21 protein-coding genes are annotated in these 25,863 nt (G+C 63.3%); 7 read left to right on the top strand and 14 right to left on the bottom strand.

Features of this window, described 5'->3' with window-relative positions; genetic code table 11:
• Nucleotides 1–12: 12 nt before the first annotated feature.
• Entirely contained in the window at nt 13–753 is a 741-nt protein-coding gene (locus L0U82_RS24510; protein WP_233835289.1) for a GntR family transcriptional regulator, read from the bottom strand.
• A 268-nt stretch (nt 754–1,021) separates the two neighbouring features.
• Here L0U82_RS24510 and L0U82_RS24505 point away from each other — a divergent pair, with 268 nt between their 5' ends.
• Together L0U82_RS24505 and L0U82_RS24500 are read left to right on the top strand one after the other, a co-directional pair.
• Nucleotides 1,022–1,453: a VOC family protein gene (locus L0U82_RS24505; protein WP_233835287.1), complete on the top strand. Its 432-nt coding sequence runs from the start codon at nt 1,022–1,024 to the stop codon at nt 1,451–1,453.
• Between the two features lie 140 nt (nt 1,454–1,593).
• The gene (locus tag L0U82_RS24500) at nt 1,594–2,907 is read left to right on the top strand and encodes an MFS transporter (protein WP_233835285.1); all 1,314 of its coding nucleotides are present in this window, start codon (nt 1,594–1,596) and stop codon (nt 2,905–2,907) included.
• Between the two features lie 77 nt (nt 2,908–2,984).
• On the opposite strand, the gene L0U82_RS24495 is transcribed toward L0U82_RS24500, so the two are convergent.
• A complete protein-coding gene (locus tag L0U82_RS24495) occupies nt 2,985–3,653 on the bottom strand; it encodes a GntR family transcriptional regulator (RefSeq protein ID WP_233837476.1) in 669 nt (222 codons plus the stop codon).
• A gap of 233 nt (nt 3,654–3,886) precedes the next feature.
• Between L0U82_RS24495 and L0U82_RS24490 the strand changes: the two genes are divergently transcribed.
• From L0U82_RS24490 to L0U82_RS24480, 3 genes are read left to right on the top strand one after another with little or no spacing between them, the layout of a single operon-like run.
• A complete protein-coding gene (locus L0U82_RS24490; protein ID WP_233835283.1) occupies nt 3,887–5,299 on the top strand; it encodes an MFS transporter in 1,413 nt (470 codons plus the stop codon).
• Entirely contained in the window at nt 5,296–6,636 is a 1,341-nt protein-coding gene (locus tag L0U82_RS24485) for an MmgE/PrpD family protein (RefSeq protein WP_233835281.1), read from the top strand. The genes L0U82_RS24490 and L0U82_RS24485 overlap by 4 nt, the downstream gene beginning before the upstream one ends.
• Nucleotides 6,637–6,643: 7 nt before the next feature.
• Nucleotides 6,644–7,384 carry an MmgE/PrpD family protein gene (locus L0U82_RS24480; protein WP_233835279.1) on the top strand — a complete coding sequence of 247 codons (741 nt, stop codon included), beginning with the start codon at nt 6,644–6,646 and terminating at the stop codon, nt 7,382–7,384.
• 184 nt (nt 7,385–7,568) lie between these two features.
• Here L0U82_RS24480 and L0U82_RS24475 read toward each other — a convergent pair whose 3' ends face one another.
• The 7 genes from L0U82_RS24475 to L0U82_RS24445 all read right to left on the bottom strand — a co-directional run bounded on the left by L0U82_RS24475 (nt 7,569) and on the right by L0U82_RS24445 (nt 16,888).
• The gene (locus L0U82_RS24475; protein ID WP_233835277.1) at nt 7,569–8,519 is read right to left on the bottom strand and encodes a dimethyl sulfoxide reductase anchor subunit family protein; all 951 of its coding nucleotides are present in this window, start codon (nt 8,517–8,519) and stop codon (nt 7,569–7,571) included.
• A gap of 71 nt (nt 8,520–8,590) precedes the next feature.
• A complete protein-coding gene (locus tag L0U82_RS24470; protein WP_233835275.1) occupies nt 8,591–9,373 on the bottom strand; it encodes a 4Fe-4S dicluster domain-containing protein in 783 nt (260 codons plus the stop codon).
• A gap of 21 nt (nt 9,374–9,394) precedes the next feature.
• Complete coding sequence (locus L0U82_RS24465) at nt 9,395–12,346, bottom strand: molybdopterin oxidoreductase family protein (RefSeq protein ID WP_233835273.1); 2,952 nt, start codon at nt 12,344–12,346, stop codon at nt 9,395–9,397.
• A gap of 297 nt (nt 12,347–12,643) precedes the next feature.
• On the bottom strand, nt 12,644–13,654 hold the full coding sequence (locus L0U82_RS24460; RefSeq protein WP_233835272.1) for an Ldh family oxidoreductase: 1,011 nt from the start codon (nt 13,652–13,654) through the stop codon (nt 12,644–12,646).
• 57 nt (nt 13,655–13,711) lie between these two features.
• Nucleotides 13,712–15,061: a C4-dicarboxylate transporter DctA gene (dctA, locus tag L0U82_RS24455; protein WP_233835271.1), complete on the bottom strand. Its 1,350-nt coding sequence runs from the start codon at nt 15,059–15,061 to the stop codon at nt 13,712–13,714.
• 181 nt (nt 15,062–15,242) lie between these two features.
• On the bottom strand, nt 15,243–16,418 hold the full coding sequence (locus tag L0U82_RS24450) for a UxaA family hydrolase (RefSeq protein ID WP_267929679.1): 1,176 nt from the start codon (nt 16,416–16,418) through the stop codon (nt 15,243–15,245).
• 128 nt (nt 16,419–16,546) lie between these two features.
• Nucleotides 16,547–16,888 (bottom strand): UxaA family hydrolase, encoded by a 342-nt coding sequence (locus L0U82_RS24445; protein WP_233835270.1) that lies wholly within the window; start codon nt 16,886–16,888, stop codon nt 16,547–16,549.
• Nucleotides 16,889–17,147: 259 nt separating this feature from the next.
• On the opposite strand from L0U82_RS24445, the gene L0U82_RS24440 reads away from it, so the two are divergent.
• Entirely contained in the window at nt 17,148–17,906 is a 759-nt protein-coding gene (locus L0U82_RS24440; RefSeq protein WP_233835269.1) for a GntR family transcriptional regulator, read from the top strand.
• A gap of 47 nt (nt 17,907–17,953) precedes the next feature.
• Here L0U82_RS24440 and L0U82_RS24435 read toward each other — a convergent pair whose 3' ends face one another.
• Nucleotides 17,954–18,889 carry a 2-hydroxyacid dehydrogenase gene (locus tag L0U82_RS24435; RefSeq protein ID WP_233835268.1) on the bottom strand — a complete coding sequence of 312 codons (936 nt, stop codon included), beginning with the start codon at nt 18,887–18,889 and terminating at the stop codon, nt 17,954–17,956.
• Nucleotides 18,890–19,117: 228 nt separating this feature from the next.
• On the opposite strand from L0U82_RS24435, the gene L0U82_RS24430 reads away from it, so the two are divergent.
• Nucleotides 19,118–20,596 carry a sensor domain-containing diguanylate cyclase gene (locus L0U82_RS24430; protein WP_233835267.1) on the top strand — a complete coding sequence of 493 codons (1,479 nt, stop codon included), beginning with the start codon at nt 19,118–19,120 and terminating at the stop codon, nt 20,594–20,596.
• Between the two features lie 32 nt (nt 20,597–20,628).
• Here the strand turns inward: L0U82_RS24430 and L0U82_RS24425 are convergent, their stop codons facing one another.
• The 4 genes from L0U82_RS24425 to L0U82_RS24410 form a co-directional block, all read right to left on the bottom strand.
• The gene (locus tag L0U82_RS24425; protein ID WP_233835265.1) at nt 20,629–22,209 is read right to left on the bottom strand and encodes a methyl-accepting chemotaxis protein; all 1,581 of its coding nucleotides are present in this window, start codon (nt 22,207–22,209) and stop codon (nt 20,629–20,631) included.
• 195 nt (nt 22,210–22,404) lie between these two features.
• Entirely contained in the window at nt 22,405–23,859 is a 1,455-nt protein-coding gene (locus L0U82_RS24420; RefSeq protein ID WP_233835263.1) for a UbiD family decarboxylase, read from the bottom strand.
• A gap of 67 nt (nt 23,860–23,926) precedes the next feature.
• Nucleotides 23,927–25,234, bottom strand: coding sequence for an MFS transporter (locus L0U82_RS24415; protein ID WP_233835261.1), 1,308 nt, complete (start codon nt 25,232–25,234; stop codon nt 23,927–23,929).
• Between the two features lie 21 nt (nt 25,235–25,255).
• Entirely contained in the window at nt 25,256–25,852 is a 597-nt protein-coding gene (locus L0U82_RS24410; protein WP_233835260.1) for a UbiX family flavin prenyltransferase, read from the bottom strand.
• Between the last annotated feature and the right edge of the window lie 11 nt (nt 25,853–25,863).

Raw genomic sequence — 25,863 nt, 5'->3', positions numbered from 1 at the left:
GCGCCGCGCCGGTCAGTCCTGCAAACCGAGCACGTTCCGGTAGGAACAGCGGCTCGTATCGACGAAGCGCACGCGAAATTCCACGGGCTGGTCCTTGAACGTATAAGCCGTGCGCTCGATACGCAGGACCGGCGCACCGGTTTCGATATTGAGCGCGGCCGCCACCTCTTCATCGGCGACCGCGCCACCCAGATCTTCCACCACGCGCACCACCGAAATCCCGAAGTGCTCCTGGTAAAAGCCGTAGATGGAACCGCGCCGTGCCTTGAACGTGTCGGCATCGAGATCGGGGAACACATCGAGTGGAAACCACAAACGATCGAGCATCACCGGAACATCGCCAGAGAGGCGCAGATTGTCCGCGGTCGCGACGCGCGCGCCGCGCGCGAGCCTCAGCGTCGACGCGAGTTCCGGACTCGCGCGTTCCTTGCCGAACTTCAGCAGGCGCGCGGTCACTTTCAATAATTCGCCGTTGCTATCGACGAAGCTGAAGTAGTGGTCGAACGCGTGTTCGTCGGCGAACTTCGCGACGATCGTGCCGCGCCCCGCGCGACGAATCAGCAGACGCTCGGCCACGAGTTCTTCAACGGCGCGGCGAATCGTGCCGATGCCCACGCCGAATTCCTGAGCCAGTTGCGGCTCGGTCGGAATCTTGTCGCCCGCGGACCAATGGCCGGTGCGAAGGCGCTCGAGAATACCGGCACGGACGATCTCATAGAGCGGCTGCTCTCCCTGAATACGAAGTCCTGGCATTCTGGTCTGTGTCTGAAAGAAATGAAATTGCCCGAAGGATACAGGATCGGTACCCCGATACGTTACCGCGACCATGGCGATCGCGACAACCGCCTACATCACCCAACATCGCCCAACATCACGCGACACGAAGCAATGCGATGCGGACCAACCCTAACCTATCGACCAATCGAATCATTCGAATGATTCGATTGACGGTGACGACATGCCCGCATAGACTCTTCTCCATTGCGCAACGACGCGCACTAACGTCCGAGGAGATAACCCCATGCCGAATTTCATCAAGCACATTGCATTCAAGGTTGAAGACGTCGAGAAGGAACGCGCGTTCTATGAAAACGTGTTCGGCTACAAGCACGTGAACACGGTGCGTCGTAAAGGCAAGAACGGCGATCATATTTCGCATCACCTGACCGACGGTTACATGGACCTGACGCTGATCCATTACGAGTCGTCCAATTCGGATGAAGCCGATTTCGCGGGTCCCGCGCCGTGTATCCATCACATCGGCATGGAAGTGGAAGACCTCGACGCGTTCATCGCGCAGATCAAGGAAAACGGTGGTGAAATCCTGACGGCACCGGGTCATCTGCCAGTTAAATTCCGTTCGCCGAACGGCCCGGTCGCGGAAGTCGTGCCGATGCAGCGCTGGGAGAAAGACACGCTCGCCGCCGGCGTGCACGGAGAAGTACTCGAGTAATACGCGTCAGCTCGCACTCTACTTATTCATAACGAGCTGTTCGACCTAGGCGTTGCCGGCGCGATCTGCTTCGCGCCGCCAATGCCGCGACCTCGAACGCAACGGCCGCTGCCGTTGCGTCGTCGCCTGGAGGAGACACGATGGTATCGACCCGCGGTCAGAGCCGTTTTTCCGCGACGACAGGCGTACTGGTCATCCTGTGCATCATGTCGTTCCTGATGTACGTGGACCGGACGAATATTTCCACCGCGGCGCTTGCGATCCGCCGCGATCTGAATCTGAACAATTCGCAGCTTGGGCTCGTGTTTTCCGCGTTCGCGATGACCTACGCGCTGGCGATGATCCCCGGCGGCTTTATCGGCGACCGGCTCGGCGCGCGCAAGATGCTCGCGCTGTGCGGCGTGCTGTGGGGCGTAGGCACGCTGTTGACCGGCCTTGCTGGCGGCATCGCGACATTGCTGCTTGCGCGCTTTGTCGTCGGACTCGGTGAAAGTCCGATCGTGCCGGCCTCGGCACGCGCGCTGACCGCGTGGATGGAACCGGAGCGGCGCGGCTTTTCACAAGGCATCACGCATGCGTGCGCAAGACTCGGCAACGCGTCGACGCCGCTACTCGTCGCCGGCCTGATTGCCGCGTTTTCATGGCACATCGCGTTTATCGTGCTCGGCGCGGCGAGTCTCGCGTGGGTCGGATTGTGGCTCTGGTACTACCGCGACAATCCAACCGATCATCCGCGCATCACGCCTGAGGAAATCGCCCGCCTGCCCGTCAAGGCCGGCAAGGCACGCATACCGATGCGCTGGCGGCCGTTGCTGCGGGCACTGTGGCCCGCCACCGTCGTGAGCTTTTGCCACGGCTGGATTCTGTGGTTCTTTCTGAACTGGATGCCGTCGTTCTTCGCCCAGGCCTATCACCTGAACATCCGGCATTCCGCGATTTTCAGCTCGGGGATTTTTCTGAGCGGTGTGGTGGGCACGACGCTCGGCGGTTCGCTCAGCGATCTGATGCTGAAGAAAACCGGCGACATCCGCCGCTCGCGTCAAACGCTGATCACGGTCGGTTTTCTCGCGCCGATCGTGTTCTTCGTGCCGATGTTCATGCACGTGTCGTCGACGATGGCCGCGCTCTCCCTTGCTGCCGCGCTGTTTCTGTCCGAACTGGTGACCGCGCCGTTGTGGGCGGTCGCGATGGATCTCGCGCCGAATCATGCGGCGACGTCGAGCAGCATCATGAACACAGGGCTCGGTATTGCCGCGTCGGTGTCGCCGCCGCTGGTCGGCTGGCTCGTCGACACGACGCACTCATGGCAGCCGGTGTTCGGGCTGTCGATGGTGTTCCTCGTGCTCGGCCCGATCGCGGCCAACTGGATTCGCCCGGACCGTCCGTATCTCGGCGAACCGGAAACGACGACGGAAGAAGCCGGCGGTTATGCGGCAGCCGCCGATGCTTACTGAAGACGCTTGAAGAAGCACGGCGGCTGTAGCACACCCCGGTCACCGCATCGGTGACCGGGGTGTGCTACAGCCATAAATCACGCAGGCCACACACTCTCGATCGACTTCAACGCCCCCATCACGATCGACCGGTTGAGCGCCGCCGCGAGCGTGCCGTCACGCTCCTCATAGGCCTCGCACAGGCGTCGATGATCGGTGCACGAGCGCTGCATCCGGCCCGGCAGCGACGTGCTCAGATGCCGCATGCGGTTGGTGCGCATGCGCAGCGAGTCCAGCACTTCCTTGAAGATCGCATTGCGGCTCACGCGTAACTCTTCGTCGCGAAACGCGACATTGGCCCAGAAGTACGCATCGACGTCACCCCGCGCGGCCGCTTGAGCCAGCGTTTCATAGAGCGCCCACAGCGATGCGATGTCCTGCTGCGTCGCATGCTCGACGATAGCCAGCGACACCTGCGCATAGAGCAGCGCACGCAGGTGATAGATCTCCTGCGCATCCTTCAGGCTCATCGCCGCGACGCGCGGGCGCCGCCGCGGCGACCAGTCGATCATACGTTCGCGATGCAGCACGAACAGCGCCTCGCGCACCGGCGTGCGGCTGACGTTGAAGCGCCGCGCAAGCTCGACCGAATTGAGGTCGGCCCCAGGCTGCAGCCGGCCCTCGATGATGCTGCGCGCCACCCAGTCCACGATCTCCGCGACTCGCGACCCTTCGCTGCCTGCGTCTTCCACGTCCTCGGCGTCCATCGGCACCGCGTCACTGTCCTTCATTCCGCTTCCTTCGATCTGCCCGAAAAGCGCTGTTCGCGCACCGCGGCGATTCTACCAAGCACCCTTCCCGCCCAAACCGCAAAACACGAGTCGACGAATGAAGTGTGTCCACTTCTGTTCAGTTTACTTGATTCAAGCACTTTTCAAGGCATACACTACGCAAAGTGTCGACACTACAGCGGTACATATACAAACTACAGGAGACGTCGATGTATCTGGAGAAAGAGGTCGCGACGGCAAACGCTGTCGAGCCGACCGTGTCAGCCCGGCTGGACCGGCTGCCGCCCACGCGCTATTTCCGCGGCCTTGTCGCGCGCATCGCGATCGGCGGCTGGTTCGAGTTTTATGAAATGTTCATGGCGGCCTATATTTCGCTCGGCCTGATTCATAGCGGCCTGTACCGCGCCACCACGGCGAGCATGTTCGACGTCAACGGCTTCGCGAGCTTTCTCGGCTCGTTCTTCGCCGGGATGTTCGTCGGCACGGTCGCGTTGGGCGGCTTCACCGATCGACTCGGCCGCCGCGCGGTGTTCACCGCGGCGATGCTGATCTATTCGGTCGCGACGTTCGCCGCGGCGCTGCAGGTTACGCCGGTCGGCATGAACGCCTGGCGTTTCGTCGCGGGCTTGGGCATCGGCGTGCAACTGATCACTGTCGACACCTACATCTCCGAGCTGACACCGAACCATGCGCGCGGCCGTTATTCGGCCTTCAGCATGCTGGTGATCCTGACGTCGGTGCCGACGGTCGCCGTGCTGTCCTATCTGCTGGTGCCGCAGACGATCTTCGGTATCGAAGGCTGGCGCTGGGTGATGATCATCGGCTCGGCGGGCGCCGTGCTGATCTGGTTCATGCGCCGCGGGCTGCCTGAATCGCCGCGCTGGCTCGAAAGCAAAGGCCGTGATGCGGAGGCGCGCGCGATCGTCGACGAGATCGAGCGGCGTGTGATTGCCGAGACCGGCCAGCCGCTCGCCGCGCCCGCGCTGGGCACGCCGCGCGCCGCCGGCGAAGGCTCGGGCTCGTGGTTCGAAATGTGGCAAGGCCGCTATCTGTCGCGCACGATCATGCTGTCGTGCTTCAACTTCTTTCAGACCTTCGGCGTCTATGGCTTCGGTGCGTGGGTGCCGGTACTGCTGTACACGAAAGGCATCACGCTCACGCATTCGCTGCTCTATACGATGGTCATCGCGTTCACGACGCCGCTCGGCGCGATCGGCGCGATGTATTTCGCGGAGCGCGTGCAGCGCAAATGGCAGCTGGTGGGCTGCGCGCTGGTCGTCGCGGTGGCGGGCTTGCTGTTCGGCGCAGCGCGCGAGCCGCTGCCGATTCTGCTGTGCGGCGCAGCCGTGACGATCGCCAACAACTGGCTGATCGGTATTTTCCATACCTATCAGGCCGAGCTGTATCCGACGCGTATCCGTGCACGGGCGGTCGGTTTTGTGTTTAGCTGGAGCCGCGTGAGTTCGATCTTCGTCGGCTTCTGGGTGGCGGCACTGCTCAAGTATTCGGGCGTGCCTGCCGTGTTCATGCTGATTTCGTCAGCGATGCTGGTTATCGTCGTTATGGTGGGTGTGCTTGGGCCGCGCACCAACGGCGTTCGCCTTGAGGAGTTGTCTCAATGAGTTCGATTGCCGCCGCCTTCGCGCACGGCCTGTATGCCCTCGCGCAGCGTCCGCTGCCCGAAAACGTTGCGCGGGAAGCGCAACGTTCGTTCATCAATGTGATCGGCACGTCGATCGGTGCGTCGCGTCACCCGGGCGTGGACGCGATTCTCGCCGCCGCGCAAGAACTCGGCGTCGCGGCACTCGCGCCGGTGCCGGGCCGCGCCGAACGCGTGGACGTGCATTTTTCCGCGCTCGCTACCGGCTTCGCCGGCCATCTCGACGATTTCGACGACACGCATCTGGCCACGGTGATCCATCCGGCCGCATCGATTCTCGCGGTCATCACGGCGCTCGCGCCCGAAACGAAACCGTCGGGCCACGCGGCACTCAGCGCTTTCGCGCTCGGCTGCGAAGCGCAATTGCGCGTGGGCGTGTCGATCTCGCCGGAACACTACGACCGCGGCTGGCACATCACCGGCACCTGCGGCGTGATCGGCTGCGCGACGACCGCCGCGCTGCTGCTCGGTCTGAACGAAGCGCAACTCGCACAAACGGTGGCGATCGCGGCATCGATGTTCGTCGGCCAGCGCGAAGCGTTCGGCACGATGACCAAGCCGTATCACCCGGGCAAGGCGGCATCGAACGGCATTGCGGCCGCGCGTCTCGCGCTCGCGGGTCAGCAGGCCGCCGCCGATATCTTCGAAGCGCAAGGCGGCTATTCGCATTCGATGTCCACGCGCGTCGACTTCGAGCAGATGAACGGCGCGATGGGCGAGCGCTGGGAATTGCTGTTCAACACGTACAAGCCGTACCCGTGCGGTATCGTCGCGCATCCGGCGATCGACGCGGGCCTTGCGATCGCGCCGCGCGTCACCGATGTCGCGGCGATCGAATCGATTGCGCTGCGCTGCCACCCGCTGGTGCCTGAACTGATGGGCAATCCGCAACCGAAAGACGGCCTGCAGGCACGCTTCAGCGCGATCCACGGCGTGGCCGCGGCGCTGTGCGACAAGCGTGTCGGACTCGCGCAGTACGAAGACGCGCGCGTGGTGCAGGACGATGTGCGCCAGCTTCGCGCGCTGACCAGGCTCGTGCCGGATGCAACGGTCAATCGCGACGAGGTGTTCATCAGCGTGACGCTGAAGGACGGCTCAACACTCGAACATCACGTCGAACATGCGCGCGGCAGCCTCGCGCGGCCGCTCACGGACGCCGAACTGATGGAAAAAATGCGCCTGCTGATCGACCCGCTGCTCGGCGACGGACGCACCGCCCAACTTGCCGCCGCCGTCGAATCGATCGATAGCGCGCCTTCGCTCGACACGCTGTTCGCGCTGTGCGCGCCGCAGGAGTAATAGAACCATGCATGAAACCGCTCAACATTCCGCTGTCTCCGACGCGCTGACCGCCTTCGCGTGCGGTCCGCTCGACGCGTCCGCCGCCGTCGCGGTCGATGCGGTCCGCGCCCGCGTGGCCGATGCGCGCGCGCTGGCGCAGGGCGATCACGCTGTCGCCTCGCAACTGGCCGCGCTGCTGCAATCGCAAGGCAGTTCGTCGGGCGATGCGCGCGTGCGCGCATGGACGCTCGGCGCTGCGCTCGCCAGCGACGCCGCCACCGCAACGCCCGATGCACCGGTACTGGCCGCCGCCGTGACGATCGGCGCGGCAATCGGCGCCTCCGATGACGAAATCGCGCAAGCCGCGGCGATCGGTATCGAAGCGGCGGCGCGGCTGCTCGCCGCCGTCGACAGCAGCGAATTCCGCGCGCGCTGGAACGTGGCTTCTGCGATCGGTGTGGTCGGCGCGGTGCTGGCCGCCGCGCGCCTGTACCGGCTCGATGCGACGCAGGCGCGTCATGCGCTCGGCGTCGCGGCCACGCAGGCTGCGGGTCTCGCGCACAACGTATCGCACGCGATGGGCGCGCTGGAAACCGGCAAGGCCGCCGCCGATGCGATCGAAGCCGCATTGATCGCCAAACATGGCTTCACGAGCGCGCCGGCATCGATCGACGGACGGCGCGGCCTGGCCGCATTGATGGCGTACCGCTTCGACGCGCAGCAGATCATCGACGGTATCGGCTCGCGCTGGGTGTCGGTGCGCTGACGTAACCGCACTAAAGGCAGTTCTAGCGGCGGCTTCGTGGCCTTGGTCACGAGCCGCCGCTTTCGCATTCCGAGGCCGTTTTTGCAGCGAGTAACAGGCTCGCTCTGCGCCGTGCGCACCGCAAAGCCGCGACGGTCCATCTCGCTGCCACGCGCGGAAAGGACCTGCGATAGCCAGCAGGACGTCACCCCACTCGCGCGTAATAAAGGTTCTGCGGATGCTTCGCTTCCGCGAAGAAAAACCAGCGCTCGGCGACAAGCCCCGCATACTGCACCAGACACGCCACCGCCAGCAACGCGAACGATGCGCCGATAGGCTGCAGCCCCGCGCCGAGCACGATCAACACGACCGGCGCGACGAACGCCGCCGCGAGAAACCCCCACTTGACGCCGCGCAACGTGCGCGCCGATTTGCCGTGAAAGAACTCGCGCAGATTGAACGCGCCCGCGGTGAAACCACGCGTCACCTGCACGAGCTTCGGATTGCGGATACCGGTCGCGCTTTGCACGGTCGACTTCGGCCGCAAGCGCGCATTGCGCACGAGCGACGCGCAACGGCTCGCGCAACCGGCGAGCGTCAGCACGCAGGCGCAGATCGCGAGTCCTCCGGTCAGCGCCGGGACCAGCCACGCACTCAGTGCGGTCGCCAGCGTGAAGCCCGACGCGCAGCCGAGCAGCACGAAGTTCACGAGCGTCAGCGGCGTCGCCCATTCCTGCAAAAAGCGCAGGCACGCATAGATCATTGCGGTACAGACGAACAGCGCGGCGCTCGCCAGGATGCCGAGCCAGCCGAGCGCGAGCGACCACGGCGAGCCGAACCAATGCGCGATGCCGTACAGGAACGTGCAGGCAAGAAACGCGGGCAGGCACAGACATTCGCGCGACAGCCACGAAGTCCGCCACATCGCGATCGCGCGCCATGCGCGTTCCGGATGGCCGAGATGGAAAAACGACGCGATCAGGCCAAGCCCGCCGAGCACCAGCGCGAGCACGGCACCCACCACATAAAACGCAGCCGTGGGCGGCGTAACGAAGCCGAGCCGCGCCGCGCTCTCCACACCGACGAGCGCAATCAGCAAGCCTTGCGCGGCGCCGCTCAACGTCGTCAAGAACACTACGGAAAATGCCGGATTCATCGCGAGGCTCCGTGCTGGGTCGGTGATCGGTTGCTCACTGGTTGCTCACGCTACCTGTTCACGCTGCTCGTTTAAACACGCGTCGCGATCGACGCGAGATGCAGTTCGCCGCGTTCGAGCTGCGCTTCGAGCCGCGAATCCGGCGAGCCAGAGGATTGCGCCGCATCGCCAGCAAAATCATCAGCGCCCGAGCCGGCCGATTTGCATGAACAGCTATCGCCGCCGCAACCAGTGGTCGTCGTCGGCACGCGCGGCAGATAGTGATTGGCCGGCCGCGTGTTCCATTCGGGCATCAGCTGATAGCCGCCGCGCTCCTTGATCGCGCGCGACACCACCGATTCGGGATCGTGGATGTCGCCAAAGAGCCGCGCCGAAGTCGGACAGGCGAGCACACAGGCCGGCTGGCGATCGCGCTCCGACAGATTCTCGTCATGGATGCGATCGACGCACAACGTGCACTTGGTCATCTCCTTGCGCCCTTCGTCGAGCTCGCGCGCGCCGTACGGACACGCCCACGCGCAATACTTGCAGCCGATACAGCGATCGAAGTCGACCAGCACGAGGCCATCTTCCTTGCGCTTATAGCTCGCGCCGGTCGGACAGACCGGCACGCACGGCGGGTCCTCGCAGTGCAGACACGACTTCGGAAAATGGATCATCTCCGTGTCGGGGAAACTGCCGGCCTCGAAACTCTGCACGCGGTTGAAGAACGTGCCGGACGGGTCTGCATCGTACGGATTGAAGTCGGCGAGACTGCCCGATTCGCCCGACGTATTCCATTCCTTGCAGCTCGTCACGCACGCCTGGCATCCCACGCATACGTTCAGATCGATCACCAACGCCATCTGGGTCATCGCCAGCTCCTCGCCGTTGCTTTAGCCATCGTTACCGTCACGCGACTTGCGCCGGGCCGCGCCGCGCAGGCGTGCCGCGAATTCACCGCGCCCCGCGAAATAGGTCTGCACGACGCGCGACACGATGCCCTGCTGCGCGAGCGCGCCCGGCAATGCGGGCATCGCGGCGAATTGCGGCAGCGTGTGCCGCGCATCGGCTTCAGCCGGATAAATGCGTACCCGCACGTCGTACCACGCGGCCTGCCCCGTGACCGGATCGGAGTTCGACAGACGCGCATCCGCTTCGTCGTGGCCGGGCAGTTCGTCGGTGATCAGGTGATTGAGCAGGAAGCCGCGCTGCGATTCGTTCGCGTTCGGACCGAGATTCCACGCGCCCGCCGCCTTGCCGATCGCGTTCCACGTCCATACCGTTCCGGGCTCAACGGTTTCGCTGAAACGCGCGAGGCAACGCACCTTGCCCCATTGCGATTCGATGTAGATCCAGCCGCCGTCTTCAATTCCGCTCGCGAGCGCCGTTTGCGGATTCACATACAGATAGTTCTCGCCGTGAATCTGCCGCAGCCACGCGTTCTGCGAATCCCACGAGTGATACATCGCCATCGGCCGTTGCGTGACCGCGGCAAGCGGAAATTGCTGCAGATCCGTCGCCGTGCTTTCGAGCGGCGCATACCAGAACGGCAGCGGATCGAAATACCGTTCGACCCGCGCGCGCAGATGTTCGGGCGGCTGTCTGCCGCTGCTGCGCCCTTGCGCGGCAAGCCGGAATTTCTGCATCACGTCCGAGTAAAGCTGGATCAGGATCGGCTCGCTGAACTTGCGAAAGCCGTTCTTGACCGCCCAGTCGAGATACGGCCCGTTGCAGTTGCGCATGTACTGCAGGGTCTCGGGCAGGCGGTAATGGAACACGCAGTTGTTTTGCGCGTACTGCTCCCACTGCTTCGGATTCGGCTCGCCAACCAGCGCCTTGTCGCCATCCTTGCCGCGCCAGCCGATCAGAAAGCCGACGCCGGAATCGGGTGTCGTCGTGTGATTGACGATGAAGTCCGGATAGTCGCGAAAGCGCCGCGTGCCGTCGGCGCTCGTGAACGCGGGAAACTTCAGGCGCGACGCCAGTTCGATCAGCACTTCCTGGAACGGCTTGCATTCGCCGGTTGGCGGCACGACCGGCACCCGCACCGAATCGACCGGACCATCGAACTCGGAGATCGGCCGGTCGAGCATCGACATCGCGTCATGGCGTTCGAGATAGGTCGTATCGGGCAGGATCAGATCGGCAAACGCGGTCATCTCCGACTGGAACGCATCGCACACAACGAGAAACGGAATCTTGTACTCGCCGTTCGGATGCTTGTCGGCAAGCATCTCGCGCACCTTCATCGTATTCATCGACGAATTCCACGCCATGTTGGCCATGAAAATCATCAACGTGTCGATCGGATACGGATCGCCGCGCCACGCGTTGGTAATCACGCTGTGCATGACGCCGTGCACCGCGAGCGGGTATTCCCACGAGAACGCTTTGTCGATGCGCACCGGGCCGCCGTGTTCGTCGATAAACAGATCCTCGGGCGCGGCGGGCCAGCCTAGCGGGCCGGTTGCGAGCGGCGTATTCGGCTTGACCGCGTCGGGACTATTCGGCGGTTTCGCCGACGGCGGCACCGCGCGCGGAAACGGCGACTTGTGACGGAAACCGCCGGGACGGTCGATCGTGCCGAGCAGCGACATCAGCACGGCCAGCGCACGAATCGACTGGAAGCCGTTCGAATGCGCGGCGAGGCCGCGCATCGCATGGAAGGCGACCGGATTGCCGGTGACCGTGTCGTGCGTCTCGCCCCACGCATCGGTCCAGCGCACCGGCAACGTGATGCGATGCCGGCGGTTCGTATCGATCATCTCGGCGGCGAGGCGGCGAATCGTGCCGGCGGCGATACCGGTGATCGCCGCCGCCCATTCGGGCGTGCAGGCGGCCACGCGCTCGCGCAGCAACGCAAACGACGGCGTGACCGGCTTGCCGTTAGCGAGCGTATAGCGGCCGTCGAGCGCCGGTGTCACGTCCGGTGTGTGATGCGGCACCGCGCGCGCGGCCCGCGAATCCCACCACAGATGATTCTGCGGAAACAGCGGATTGCCGACGGGCCGATCGGGATCTTGCACGAACAGGCCGAAGGTTTCGCTGCCTTCGGCGAGATCGATTAATTCCGCCGCATTCGTGTAGCGCTGCACGAATTCGTGATCCCACGCATCGGCGGCGATCAGTTCGTGCAGGAACGCCATGAAGAGCGCGCCATCGGTGCCGGGCTTGATCGGCACCCATTCGTCGGCAATCGCCGCGTAGCCGGTGCGAATCGGATTGATCGCGATGAAGCGCCCGCCCGCGCGTTTGAACTTCGAGATCGCGATTTTCAGCGGATTCGAATGATGATCTTCGGCGGTGCCGATCATGAAGAACAGCTTGGCGTTGTCGAGATCGGGGCCGCCGAATTCCCAGAACGAGCCGCCGATCGTATAGATCATGCCGGCCGCCATATTCGCCGAGCAGAAGCCGCCATGCGCCGCGTAGTTGGGGGTACCGAACTGCTTCGCGAAGAGCCCGGTGAGCGCCTGCATCTGGTCGCGGCCGGTGAAGAGCGCGAACTTCTTCGGGTCGGTCGAGCGAATCGCCGCGAGGCGCTTTTCGAGCACGTCGAACGCGACTTCCCACGATACCGGCTCGAACTGCGCGCTGCCGCGCTCCGCGCCGGCCTTGCGCATCAGCGGCTGGGTCAGACGCGCGGGCGAGTACTGCTTCATGATGCCGGACGCGCCCTTCGCGCAGATCACGCCCTGGTTCAGCGGATGTTCCGGATTGCCATCGATATAGCGGACCTCGCCGTCGCGCAGATGCACGCGGATGCCGCACCGGCACGCGCACATGTAGCAGGTGGTGGTTTTGACGTCGAGCCGTTCGTTCTGCGTGCGGGCGCGGTGCTCCATGGGCAATCTCCGTCGCTGCTGCGGTTGGACCGACGCGCGCGCAACGCGGTGCTCGATGCACGTTGCCGATGCCCGCTGTCGATACGCGCTGGTCATGCGCACTGGTCATGCGCTATCGACCATCGTATGCGCGTCGGCGTCACAAGGGAAATCGCGATTTTCGACAGAAACTATCTGGCCTTCCGATAGTTTCCGTTTGGCTTTCAGCTATGCGCTTTTGTCGCGCGCGTGTCTAGTGGCGCGTGATTCGTTGTGTGTGCTTCGTTACAGTTGGTGGGGCTTACCCAATCGCCTTGCTCAAGCGTTTACCCGAACGGGTCCTTCGAGTTGTGCGATCAACGCATCCGGAATCTCGACGCCCTCCTTGCCCGCCATTTGCGCGAGATGGTCTCGCCGATAGCCGGGCAGACGCACGTCGTCGTCCATCAGCATCATCTCGATCAACGCTTCGACGCGCGACAGATACGCATCGTCACCCGCGAGCGCACCCGGATCGATCGCCCAGAACAGATGGCCGATGCGCGAGCGCTCGCCGTCCTCGGTGAGAAACGAACCCGCTTCGTAGCCGAAGTTCGCGCCCGTCAGCGCGGCAGCGAGCAGTTCGACGACCAGCGCGAGCATCGCGCCTTTCGCGCCGCCGAACGGCAGCATCATTCCGTCCAGCGCGGCGCGCGCGTCGGTCGTCGGCGTGCCGTCGGCCGTGGTCGCCCAGCCTTGCGGAATCGGTTTGCCGTCACGCGCGGCGAGTGCGATCTTGCCGCGCGCGATCTGCGACAACGCGAGGTCGATCACGAGCGGCGCGCCGTTGCGCCGCGGAAACACGGCCGCAATCGGGTTCGTGCCGAACAGCGCGCGGCGCCCGCCCCAGGCGGGCATCGCGGCCGGCGAATTGCTGAACGCGAGTGCGACCATCCCCGCTTCGCCGAGCGCAGCCAGATGCGCGGCGCCGGCACCGAAATGATGGCTGCGCCGGATCCCGGCGACCGCGCTGCCGAATTGCCGCGCTCGCCCGGCAAGTGTCTCGATCGCGAGATCGCAGGCCGGAAACGCGAGGCCGTCCGCGCCGTCGATCAACACCGCCGCGCCGCGATCCGCAACGATCACCGGTTGCGCGGCGGGATCGACGCGGCCGTTGCGCAACTGCGCGCAATACATCGGCAGACGCGATACGCCGTGAGACGACAAGCCGCGCACGTCCGCATAGACGAGCGCGCGCGCGGTCGATGCGGCGGTCGCCGGCAACGCGCCCGCGCGGCGCAGCGCGTCGATCGCTAGCGTGGTGAGTGCGTCGGGATACAGTCGAGCCATCTACATTCCTCGGGTTGTGTCGTTGTCAGCGCATCAGTCGGCACATCAGTCAGCGCATCACTTTGTCATGACCGGCGTGCCGCGTTCTTCGAGACCGGGCTCACCCGTTTGCGCCGGTTGCGGTTTGCGCGCCGGCTGTGCCGCCACCTGTTCCTGCACCTCGCGCGGCGCGGCAAGGAATTCACGCGCCGCTTTCGCATCGAACGCGCCTTCCCAGCGCGCGACCACCAGTGTCGCGACCACGTTGCCGATCATATTGGTCAGCGCGCGGATTTCGTTCAACACCCGGTCGACGCCGAGAATCAGCGTGATGCCCGCGACCGGAATGATGTTGTGCGTCGACAGCGTCGCCGTCAGCGCCACCAGCGCGGCGCCCGCCACTCCCGCTCCACCCTTCGACGTCAGCATCAGGATCGCCAGCAAACCCAGTTGTTGCATCAGCGTCAAATGGATATTGGTGGCCTGCGCGATGAACAGCGACGTCATCGTCAGATAGATCGCCGCGCCGTCGAGGTTGAACGAATAGCCGGTGGGCAGCACGAGCCCGACGATCGCGCGCGGGCAACCCATGCGTTCGAGCTTTTCCATCAGACGCGGCAGCACGGATTCGGTGGTGGACGTGCCGAGCACGATCAGCAGTTCTTCGCGGAAATACTTGAGCAGCGGCCACAGCCCGACCCCTGCCCAACGCGCGGCCGAGCCGAGCACGATCGCGACGAACAGGATGCTCGTGATGTAAAAGCACAGGATCAACAGACCGAGCTGCTGCAACGTACCGATTCCGTATTTGCCGACCGTGAAGGCGATCGCGCCGAACGCGCCGAGCGGCGCAAGCCGCATGATCATTTCGACGATGCGCATCAGCGTGTCGCCGAACTGCTCGATGCCGCGCATCAACAGCCGGCTGCGCTGCGACATGATCGACAGCGCAATGCCGAACAACACCGAGAACAGCAGCACCTGCAACAGATCGCCGCGCGCGAACGCGCCGACCACCGAGTTCGGCACGATCATGTCGATGAAACTCGACGACGCACTGTGCGCGGTCTCGACGTAATGCGTGACCGCATGCGCGTCGAGCGACGCGGGGTCGATATTCAGCCCCGCGCCAGGACGCAGCAGGTTCGCAACGACGAGTCCGAGCACGAGCGCGATCGTCGTCACGACCTCGAAGTACAGCAACGTCTTGAAGCCGACGCGGCCGACCTGTTTCAGGCTCTCCATCCGCGCGATGCCCACGGAAACCGTGCAGAAGATCACCAGCGTGATCAGCATCTTGATGAGGCGGATGAAGGTATCGCCCAGCGGTTTCATCTGCACGCCGAACGCGGGCGCGAAATGACCAACGATAATGCCAGCCGCAAGTCCGATCAGGACCTGCACGTAGAGATGTTTGAGCACGCGCAAGATGGTGTCTCCTCCACTCGCTGCTGCCAGATGTCGAGCCGGCGCCCTGCCGCATGATGTGCCGGTCACGGTGGGTGTCTCGGCCGCTTCTTCGAGCTGCCTGTCCGTGCCGGCATGCGCCGGGAATGTGAGAACCGCTCCGCGCGCCGCGTGGGCTGGCGGAGCGGTCGAGCCGCTTGCGTCAGGCGCTTTCGAACAGACGCGTCAGCACGAACTCGCGATGACCGAGCACTTCGGCCGCGGTGAAACGGCCGTTGATCGTCGCCATCATGCATTGCAGCAGCTTGTCGCCGCTCTGGTCGAGATTCTGCTCGCGCTGCAGAATGCCGGTCACGTCGACGTCGATATGCTCGCCCATCGTGCGCACCGTGCGCGGATTCGCGCAGATCTTGATGACCGGCACGATCGGATTGCCGATTACGTTGCCCTGGCCCGTCGGAAAGAAATGCACCGCGAAGCCGGAGGCCGCGCATAACGTGACCATCTCCGCGGCCGCCGACGACGAGTCCATAAACCACAGGCCCGCATGCGTCGGCTCCTCGGCTTTATCGAGCACACCGTCGACCATGCACTTCTTGCCGATCTTCTGGATATTGCCGAGCGCCTTCTCCTCGATCGTGGTCAGACCGCCCGCGATATTGCCCTTGGTCGGCTGCGACTCGGAAAGGTCATCCGTTTTCCAGCGATTGATCATGTCCTGATAGCGATCGAACATGAACTGGAAGCGCTCGCGCACGCCATCGTTCGCGCAGCGCGCGGCAACGATCTGCTCGCCGCCGGTCAGCTCGGAGGTCTCGCCGAATACGAGCGTGGTGCCGAGCCCATAGAGCTTGTCGAAGGCGTTGCCGACGGTCGGATTCGCGCCGCAGCCCGACGTGGTATCCGATTCGCCGCACTTGGTGGACACCCACAGATCCGAGATCGGGCATTCTTCGCGGTCGAGCGACGTCGCGTACTGCACCATTTCTCTCGCCGCCTTCGATGCCCGCATGATCGTGTCGTGATCGCCGTGCAGCTCGATGCCGAAGCCCATCACCGGCTTGCCGGTTTTCGCAATACCGTCGACCACGCGCTTGGTCCAGCCTTCCTCGATGCCGATCACGACGACCGCCGCGACGTTCGGATTGCTGCCCGCGCCGATCAACGTGCGGAAATGCAGATCCAGGTCGGCGCCGAACTGCAGCCGCCCATACGGATGGGGCAGCGCCATCGTGCCTTTGATGTTGTGTTCGACTGCCTGCGCCGCGGCATTGGACAGGTCGTCGACCGGCAGGATGATCACGTGGTTGCGTACGCCGACGCGGCCGTTGTCGCGACGATAGCCGCGGAAAGTCGTATCCAGGTCAATCACGCTCATGGTGTCTCTCTCGTTCGAATAGTGCAGTGAGGGGCGGCTCGGTGCCGCGAAGCTGGGATGCGCGTGCAAGCATGCGGTGGTGCACGCAAAAGCGCGCATTGCGCGTTGCCGTTGTGCGGTGCCGTGGCTTACCAGCGCTTCGTCTTGATGTTGTGCACGTGAGCGTGCTCACCCGCCTTGATCGACGCGACCACCTTGCCGATGTCGACGCCGTACTTGAACACCGTGTCGCCGACGGCCATGTCTTTCAGCGCGACCTTGTGGCCGATCGGGATGTCCTGCTTCGCCGGCACGGTGACGATTTCGTCGTCGTCCATGATCCATGCGTTCAGTAGCGTGCCCGCCTTGATGCCCTCGACGACCGCCACGCCGACCGTGTCTTTCGCCTCGTGCAAAACGATGTGGATCGTCCTGCGCTCAGCCGACGCGCCTGCTGCGGTGTCGTTAATGTCTGCCGTGGGATTGCTCATTCGCGTCTCCGTTCATGATTTTGAATGCGGCGTGGGGCCGCCGGGGCAGCGCAGCGAAGTGCGCCGCGGTGAACTGATATTAGGCGGCGATTTTTCCAATGTCAACTAGGTCATCTATATGTGTTAGAAGACTCGTATGTGCTGTCGCGTCGAGCCGACGCATCGGGATTCATCCAGATGTGCCAGATGATCCAGTCGTTTAGAATCGGGCCAGGTTCAACCATCGCGGGCAGGATGCCCGCGTATCGCAGAGGTTTTCATGAGCACGCTCGCGATCAATGCGCCCTCGCTGGGCGGCACTCGCTACAAGGAGGTCAAGAGCGCAATTCTTGCCGCGCTCGCGGCCGGCGAATGGAAAGGCGGCGAATGCATTCCGTCGGAAAAGCGCCTGGCCGAGCGTTTCGGCGTATCGATCGGCACGCTGCGCAAGGCCATCGACGAACTATGCGCGGAGAACATCCTGATCCGTCATCAGGGCCTCGGCACGTTCGTGGCAATGCATCAGCGCGACCGGCACTTCTTTCGCTTCTTCCGGGTCGTGCGGCGCGACGGCGACAAGGCCTACCCGGTCGTCACGCTGATCGAATTCCGCAAAGCGCGGGCGTCGCGCGAGGTCGCCGCCGCGCTCGGCATCGAGACCGGCGCGCGCGTACTGCAATTCGTCAACGGACTCGCGCTGCACGGCAAGACGGTGCTGATCGAACATATCACCGTGCCCGAAGCGCTGTTTCCTGGCCTGACGGAAAGCAAACTGCGCAATCGGCCGAATACGCTATACAACTTCTATCAGGACGGTTTCGGCATCAACGTCGTCGATACCGACGAGCGCGTGCACGTCGCGCTCGCGAATCAACTCGAAAGCGAGCAGCTCGGCGTCGAAGCAGGCGCGCCGTTGCTCGAGATTCGCCGCATTGCGTATTCGTACCACCGCAGCACGGTCGAACTGCGGATCTCGCGGCTCAATACCGAGGAATACGAGTACATCGGCGCACGCGCGGTGCGCGATGGGGAAAAGTGACGGTGAAACAGCGTTGCGCTGCTTCACTGTCTCACTGTTTCAGCGCTTCAGATCGGTGTCAGCACCGCCTCGCCGGCGAAATGCCGGCGTGCGTTGTCGAGGAAGTTATCGACCGACGCGGTGATCGCCTCCGGCGAGCGGCCGCCCACGTGCGGCGTCAACACCACGTTGCGCAGTTCGAGCAGCGCTTGCGGCGGTTCCGGTTCGCCTTCGTAGACGTCGAGCGCGGCGCCCGCGATCGTTCCTGCCGCCAGTGCACGAGCCAGCGCGGCGGTATCGACGACACTGCCGCGCGACACGTTGACCACGAATCCGTGCGGGCCGAGCGCCGCCAGCACCTTTTCATCGATCAGATGCCGGGTGCCCGCGCCGCCCGGCGTTGCGACGACGAGAAAGTCGCTCCAGCGCGCGAGTGCTTCGACGCCATCGAAATAGCGCAGCAGCGGCGCATCTTCACGCGGCTTACGGTTGTGATAGCCGACTTCCATGTCGAAGCCGGCCGCGCGCCGCGCAACCTGCATGCCGATATGGCCGAGCCCGACGATTCCCAGACGCTTGTTCGACACTTGCGGTTGAAACGGCAAGTGATCGCGCCACACGCCCTCGCGCGTCGCGCGGTCGAGTTGCGGCACGTCGCGCACCACGGCCAGCAGCAACGCGAACGCGTGATCGGCGACGCACTGATCGTTGGTGCCCGCGCCGTTGACGAGCACGATACCGCGCGAGCGCGCGTGATCGAGCGGCAGGTTTTCATAGCCGGCGCCAAGTGCGCTGACCAGTTCGAGCTGCGGCATACGGTCGATTTCGGCGGCCGTCAGACCGGTCGTGCCATTGGTCAGCACGGCGCGGATCGCCGCGCCGTGCGTGGCGATTGCGGCTTCGCGCCGCGACGGATCGGGCGCGTAAATCACGTCGAAAGCGGCATCGACACTCGCGCGGCTTGCGTCGCTCAGATGAATCAGGACCAGCAGGGATGGCTTCATAAAGGCGTTGTGCCCGATGGCATCAATGAAAGGGTTCTGGACGAAATGTTCGGCGATCGAGTGTAGCAAGGCTGCGCATTCCACGCAGAAAGCCGCGCTCGATGCGACCCGTACACGGCCGCTGCTTGATCCGCCGTGCCTGCGCAAAAACCACACGCCAAAAGTCTTTCATTTTCGGACGGCGGCAACCCGTCATAAAATAGCCACAACTTCGCCCCTGAGAACCTCATGCTGGATACCCTGAAGAGCGGCTCAACCCCTATCAACGACGATTCCGGGATGTTCGAACTCGCGCCCGTTTCGCTGTGGCTCGAGGACTTCAGCGGCGTCCGCGCGCTATTCGACACGTGGCGGGCCGAAGGCGTGACCGATCTGCGCGCCTGGTTCGCCGAAGATTTGAACCGGGTGGCCGAGTGCGCGCACAGCATCCGCGTGATCAAGGTCAATCGCCAGACGCTCGCGCAGTTCGAAGCCGCCGACTTCGATACGCTGACGAACAACCTCGCCTCCGTGTTCCGCGACGACATGCTGAAGACGCATCTGGAGGAGTTGTGCCAGTTGTGGGCGGGGCAATCGAACTTCACCAGCCATACGGTCAACTACACGCTCGGCGGCAGGCGGCTCGACGTGCTGCTCAAGGGCTCGGTGCTGCCCGGCCACGAAGAGCGCTGGGACCGCGTGCTGGTATCGACCGAAGACATTACCGAACTCGAAGGCGCGCGGCACCGCGTCACGCTCGCGGAGCAATACGCGCGCGGCCTGTTCGAGCATTCGCCGGTATCGCTGTGGGTCGAGGATTTCAGCGCGGTCAAACGCCTGCTCGACGGCGCGCGCGCGGCGGGTATCAACGATTTCCGCGTGTTTACCGATGTGCACCCCGAGTTCGTCGAACGCTGCATGGCGGAAATTCACGTACTCGACGTGAACCATCACACGCTCGGGATGTTCGCCGCGAAAGACAAGAAAACGCTGCTCGCGCGCCTGCCCGACGTATTCCGCGACGATATGCGCCCGCATTTCCGCGAGCAGTTGATCGATCTGTGGGACAACAAGCTGTTCCAGCAGCGCGAGGTACTCAACTATTCGCTCGACGGCAACGAGGTGTATGTGCACCTGCAGTTCTCCGTGTTGCCCGGTCACGAAGACAATTGGGACCTGGTCCTGGTCGCGCTCACCGACATCACCGCGCGCAAGAAAGCCGAGGCGTACCTCGAATTCCTCGGCAAGCACGACGTGCTGACCAAGCTGCGCAACCGCTCGTTCTATGTGGATGAACTGAACCGCCTCGAACGCAAGGGCCCGTGGCCGGTGACGATCATCATGGCCGATCTGAACGGGCTGAAGCGCGTCAACGATCAACTCGGCCACGCGGCCGGCGACGCGCTGCTGCGCCGCGCCGGCGAAGTGCTCGCGAAGGCGATGGAAACGCCGTTCCACGCCGCGCGTATCGGCGGCGACGAATTCGCGGTCCTGATGCCGGACACCGACGAGCGCGGCGGCGCCGCGATGATCGACGCGATCCGCCAACTGGTGGAGATGAACAACCAGTTTTATCCGGGCTCGCCGCTGAGCTTTTCGATGGGCGCGGCAACCTGCCAGCGTGGCGAGCGACTGGAAGCAGGTGTGCAGCGCGCCGACCTGCTGATGTACGAGGAAAAGCGCGCGCACTACGAGGATCAACCGGGGGCGAATGCGGCAGGTAAATGATCTGCTGCGCCGCGGTCAACCCGGCACGACCATCAACGTGCCAACGCTCCCGCAACATGTTCATCCGCGATCTTGAACACGGAAACGGCATCGCGCAGCCCGTGCGCCTGTTCGGCCATCGATTGCGCGGCAGCCGTCGCCTGCTCGACTAGCGCCGCGTTCTGCTGCGTCACCTGATCGATCTGTACGACGGCGCGCCCGACCTGTTCGATACCGTCGTGCTGTTCCTGCGACGCCGCGGAAATTTCGCCCATCAAATCCGTCACGCGACGCACCGCCGACACCACTTCCTGAATCGTCTGCCCCGCTTCATCGACCTGGGCCGTGCCCGTTCGCACGCGATCCACCGACTCGCCGATCAGATCCTTGATCTCTTTCGCGGCCGTCGCCGAGCGCTGCGCCAGCGCGCGCACCTCGCTCGCGACCACCGCGAAACCGCGCCCCTGCTCGCCCGCGCGAGCCGCTTCGACCGCGGCATTGAGCGCGAGGATATTGGTCTGGAATGCAATGCTTTCGATCGTCCCGATGATGTCGGCTACCTTCACCGAACTCTCGGAGATTTCCTGCATCGTGTGCACGACGCGCCCGACCGCCTCTCCGCCGCGAACCGCGACTTCCGATGCATTCGCGGCCAGCATGTTGCCCTGCTTCGCGCTATCCGCATTCTGGCGCACGGTGGCGTTCAGCTCTTCCATGCTCGACGCGGTTTGCTCGAGCGATGCAGCCTGCTCTTCGGTCCGCGCGCTCAGATCGGTGTTGCCCGCGGCAATCTGCGAAGCCCCCGTCGCGATGCTGTCACCGCTGCTGCGCACGCGGCCGATCAGCGCGGCCAGGTTTTCGTTCATCGTGCGCAACGCATCGAGTAGTTGCGCCGGCTCGTCACGGCCTTGCACGACGATCCGCGATGTCAGGTCGCCGCCGGCAACCGTTTGTGCAACCGACACCGCTTTATTCAACGGTTCCGTAATCGACCGGGTGATAACGATCGCCGTGCCGATACCCAGCACGATCGACAAACCGATCAGCGCCCCGGTAGCCCACAGCGCGGCATGATAGTTCGACGCGGCCGTGCGTCGGGCGGCCTGTGAGCCTTTCAGCTGAAATACGATATCTTTGGTGATTGCATCCATCACTTTCGCGAACGCGGCGGCCGACTCACCCACGGCCAATGTGTGAGCATCCGCATCGCTGTTCGCCTCGGACAACGCGAGCAATTGCTTGTCGAACACCTGATTGCCGGTCCAGGCCGCCTTGATGCTTTGCAAGATCGCGGCCTCGTCAGAGGTCGTGACCGCCTTTTCGTATTTGCCCATCGAGACATCGAACAGAGCGAGTTGCCGGTCGTGCTCCGCATGTTGCCGCTGCTTACCGTCGGCGCTGCTTTCGAGTACCGAATGCAAGGTGGCGCTACGCACCGAATTCGCGGCCGCGCGAACTTCGCCGAGCGTACGCAATGCGACGAGCCAGTTATCCGCGATATCGACCGTGCTGGCATTGATCGACGACGCCTGATACGCACCGAAGCCGCCGAGCAGACACAGCAACACGAGCAGCACGCCAAAACCCGCGCCTAGCCGCGCGCCGATGCGCATGCCGTTAAGACTAAACCCCATCTCCCACCCCATTGCCTGTTGAACCATGGCCGATGCACCGGTATGCGCTGCACCGGGCTGTCGAAAAAGCGGCCACGTGTGTGCCCGACGTGTGTGCCTGATTTGCCGCGTGATCAATGAGCGATTCAAGCGCTCAATGGACAAAAGAACGCCTGCTAAACCAGCAGGCGTTTTTGTTTCAACGCGGAAGAAGGTTTAGATATTCTTCAGCACATCCGCGAATTTCGCTTCCACTTGCGCGATCAGCTCCTTGCTGCCACGTGCGACCGGCGGGAAAGATTTGTTCTTGATGCGTTCGAACGGACGACATGCATCGATGATCGCGCGGGAATTCGTGGACGAAGCCGAATCGACAATCGGATCGAGCGGACCGCTCCACGCACGGCGAATAATGTCGATGTCCTGCGCGGGATCGGCGCGCGTGCTGATCGCCCACAGCACGTCGAACATATCGCTAGGATCGACGTCGTCATCGACAACCACGACATAGCGCCCCAGGTACGAACCCGACTGGCAACCGGCAGCGAGCAAACCCGCCTGCTTCGCGTGCCCGGCGAAGGCCTGCTTGATGGAGATCACGTTGAACATGCGCGCGGCGCCCGCTTCATGGCACCACACGCCCTGCACGCCCGACAGGCCCGCGCGTTCGACCTCGTCCCAGATCATGCCGGACTTCGTCACGCATTTGCTGAAGTTGAAATCCGACGGCGGGCGCATCGGCGAAGCCATCGTCAGAATCGGGTCCTTGCGATGGTAGACGCGGCGAATGCGCACGACCGGCTGATTGCTCGGCTCGCTTGCGTAATAGCCGGTGAACTCACCGAACGGACCTTCCAGTTTGTCGTCGCCCGGCAGGATTTCGCCTTCGAGTACGATTTCCGCGTGTGCCGGCATCGGCAGGCCGTACAGTTCGCTCTTCACCGTTTCGAACGGTGCGCCACGATGACCGCCTGCATAGTCGTATTCGGACAGCCCCCATTTCAATTCATTGCCGGAAGCGAGGAACATCAGCGGGTCCATGCCGCAGCAGATCAGAACCGGTGTCGGCTCGCCGCGATCCGCGTGCTTCTGGCGAATCTGCCGGCCTTGCTTGCCTGGCGACATCCACAGACCAACGCTCTTTTCGTCGTGCACCATCACGCGATACGTGCCGAGGTTGATCCAGCCTTCGTCCGGCTCGCGCATGATGACCTGATCGTGCGTACCGATATAGCGTCCACCGTCCAGCTCATGCAGAAACGGCACCGGAAATTTCAGCACGTTCACATCGTCATCCCGATCGATCACGTCGAAGATCGGACCGCTTTCGACTTCACGCGGCGCAATCGGCGCGAACGTCTTCATGCGGTTGCGGTACGCGCGCACGACGTCGAGCGGATGTTTCGGCTCCGGAAAACCGAGCGTCAGCGCCAGACGCTTCGACGAATTGGTCGCGCCGGACAGCACGCGCATACCGGCCGGATAGCCTGGAATATTTTCGAACAGGATCGCGGGAGCTTCCGCGCGCTTGTGGTTGACGATTTCCGCGAGCGCGCCCATTTCCAGATTCCAGTGCACGCCCTTCATGCGCACGAGTTCGCCCGCTGCTTCGCAGCGTTCGATAAATTCACGCAGATCTGCGTGAGGGGCCTGGTTTGCCGTATCGGACATGTAGTTTCCTTATGACAGAGTACGTGGCGCAGCCTGTGCGCCTCGTTTGAGTTGAATTCGAATGCGATCAGCCATTCTTCGGGCTAACGTATTGCAGAACGATGGCAAGAATTCCGGCGATAAACGTCGGCGCGGCGACCCACATGAACATCGCTTGCACGCCGAAGTTCGCCGTCAGCAAAACAGCACCCAGCACCGGCCCCGAAATCGAGCCGAGCCGACCGATACTCAAATTCCAGCCTACGCCGGTCGCGCGAGCACTCGTCGGATAAAACACCGACGCAACGGCGCTCAGACCCGATTGACAGCCAATCAGGCACATACCGGCGAGGAACAGAATCGGCAGGATGATGTCGCTCCTGTACAGGTAGCCGATGATCCCGATCAACAGGCACGCGCACAGATAACCGACGAACAGCACACGGTGCGGATTCAAGCGGTCCATAAAGCGGCCGAAGAACAGCGTGCCGGCGACACCGCCGAATTGAAGCAGCGATGTGCCGAGCGCGGCATTCGCGAGCGAGCGTCCTCCCTGGTTGAGCACGGTCGGCAACCAGCTGGCGAGGAAATAGATTTCCATCAGGCTGATGAAATAGATGACCCACATGATTAGCGTGCCGACTGCGCGTCCGTCGCGGAACAGGCCCGCGATCGGCGTTTTGCTCTTTGCTTCGTCCTTGATGAACGTGACAGCCGCGGAATTCGGCGCAATGCGCTGCTGTACCCGGTTGATACGAGAAAGATCGGCGTCGTGATTCACGAGGAACACCAGCGATTCCGGCAGCGCAATGATCAACGCCGCGGCCACGAGCAGCGATATCACGCCGGCTGTGTAGAACACCGCGCCCCATCCGTAAGACGGCATGATTGCCGACGCAATCACACCGGCAATCGCGCTGCCGAACGGGAAGCCGCAGAACATGGCCATCACCAGTGCGCTACGCGCGCGAGCCGGCGAAATTTCCGCGGTCAGCGTGATCGCAATCGGCATTGCACCGCCCAAACCGAGTCCGGCGAGAAAACGCCACGCGAGCAATTCCGTTCCCGACGTCGCCGTGCCGGTGACGAGCGTAAAGATGCCGAAAATCAACGTCGACGCAACCAGGATGCGGCGCCGGCCGAACACGTCGGCGACGACACTGCATACGAGGCCGCCGATCAGCAATCCGATCAGGCCCGCGGCGAACGCCGCGCCCATCTGCTTGTGATCCAGATGCAGTGCATTGTGAATAGCGGGTGCTACGTAGCCGATCAATTGAGTACTAATGCCGTCGAGAAAGACCGCGAGGCCGCAGAGCACCGTCACAAAGATCTGGAATACGCCGAGGCGACGCTCGGCGAGCCACTGTTCGACAGTGGTAGTTGATGCACTCATCATCCGTCTCCAATTGGTGCTTTACATTGTTGCTTCGCATCGCACGGCGGACTTATTTCCACCATGCCAACGCTTTGCAATACCGACATCGATATCGAACAGATCGAGTGCTCTCGATACGGTTTGATTGACCATGTCGTCAAGTGTTTGGGGTTGAGCGTAGAACGCGGGAACCGGCGGCATGATGATTGCGCCATTGCGTGTCGCTTGTGCCATCAGTTCGATATGACCTGCGTGAAGAGGTGTTTCGCGCAGCATCAGCACGACGCGCCGACGCTCTTTCAGACAAACGTCAGCCGCGCGCGTAATGAGGTCCGCGTCATAACAGTTCGCGATGCCGCTCAGTGCGCGAATCGAACACGGCGCAACCAGCATGCCGCAGGTGTGAAATGAACCGCTGGACAGTGAAGCGCCAATATCCTTGTAGCTATGCGTTGCATCGGCGAGCTCACGCAAGCGCGCGAGTCCGATGCCAGTTTCTTCTTCGAGCGTGCGCAGTCCGGAAGGCGACACAACGAGATGCGTCTCAACATCCGCCTGGTCACGCAGAATTTCGAGTGTCCTGATGCCGTAAATCGCACCGGAAGCTCCGGTGATGCCTACTATCAAACGTTTCATTTACACCCACT

The sequence above is a fragment of the Paraburkholderia sp. ZP32-5 genome (assembly GCF_021390495.1).
In the GTDB taxonomy this organism is placed as follows: domain Bacteria; phylum Pseudomonadota; class Gammaproteobacteria; order Burkholderiales; family Burkholderiaceae; genus Paraburkholderia.
This window is presented reverse-complemented; position numbering and strand designations above follow the sequence as displayed.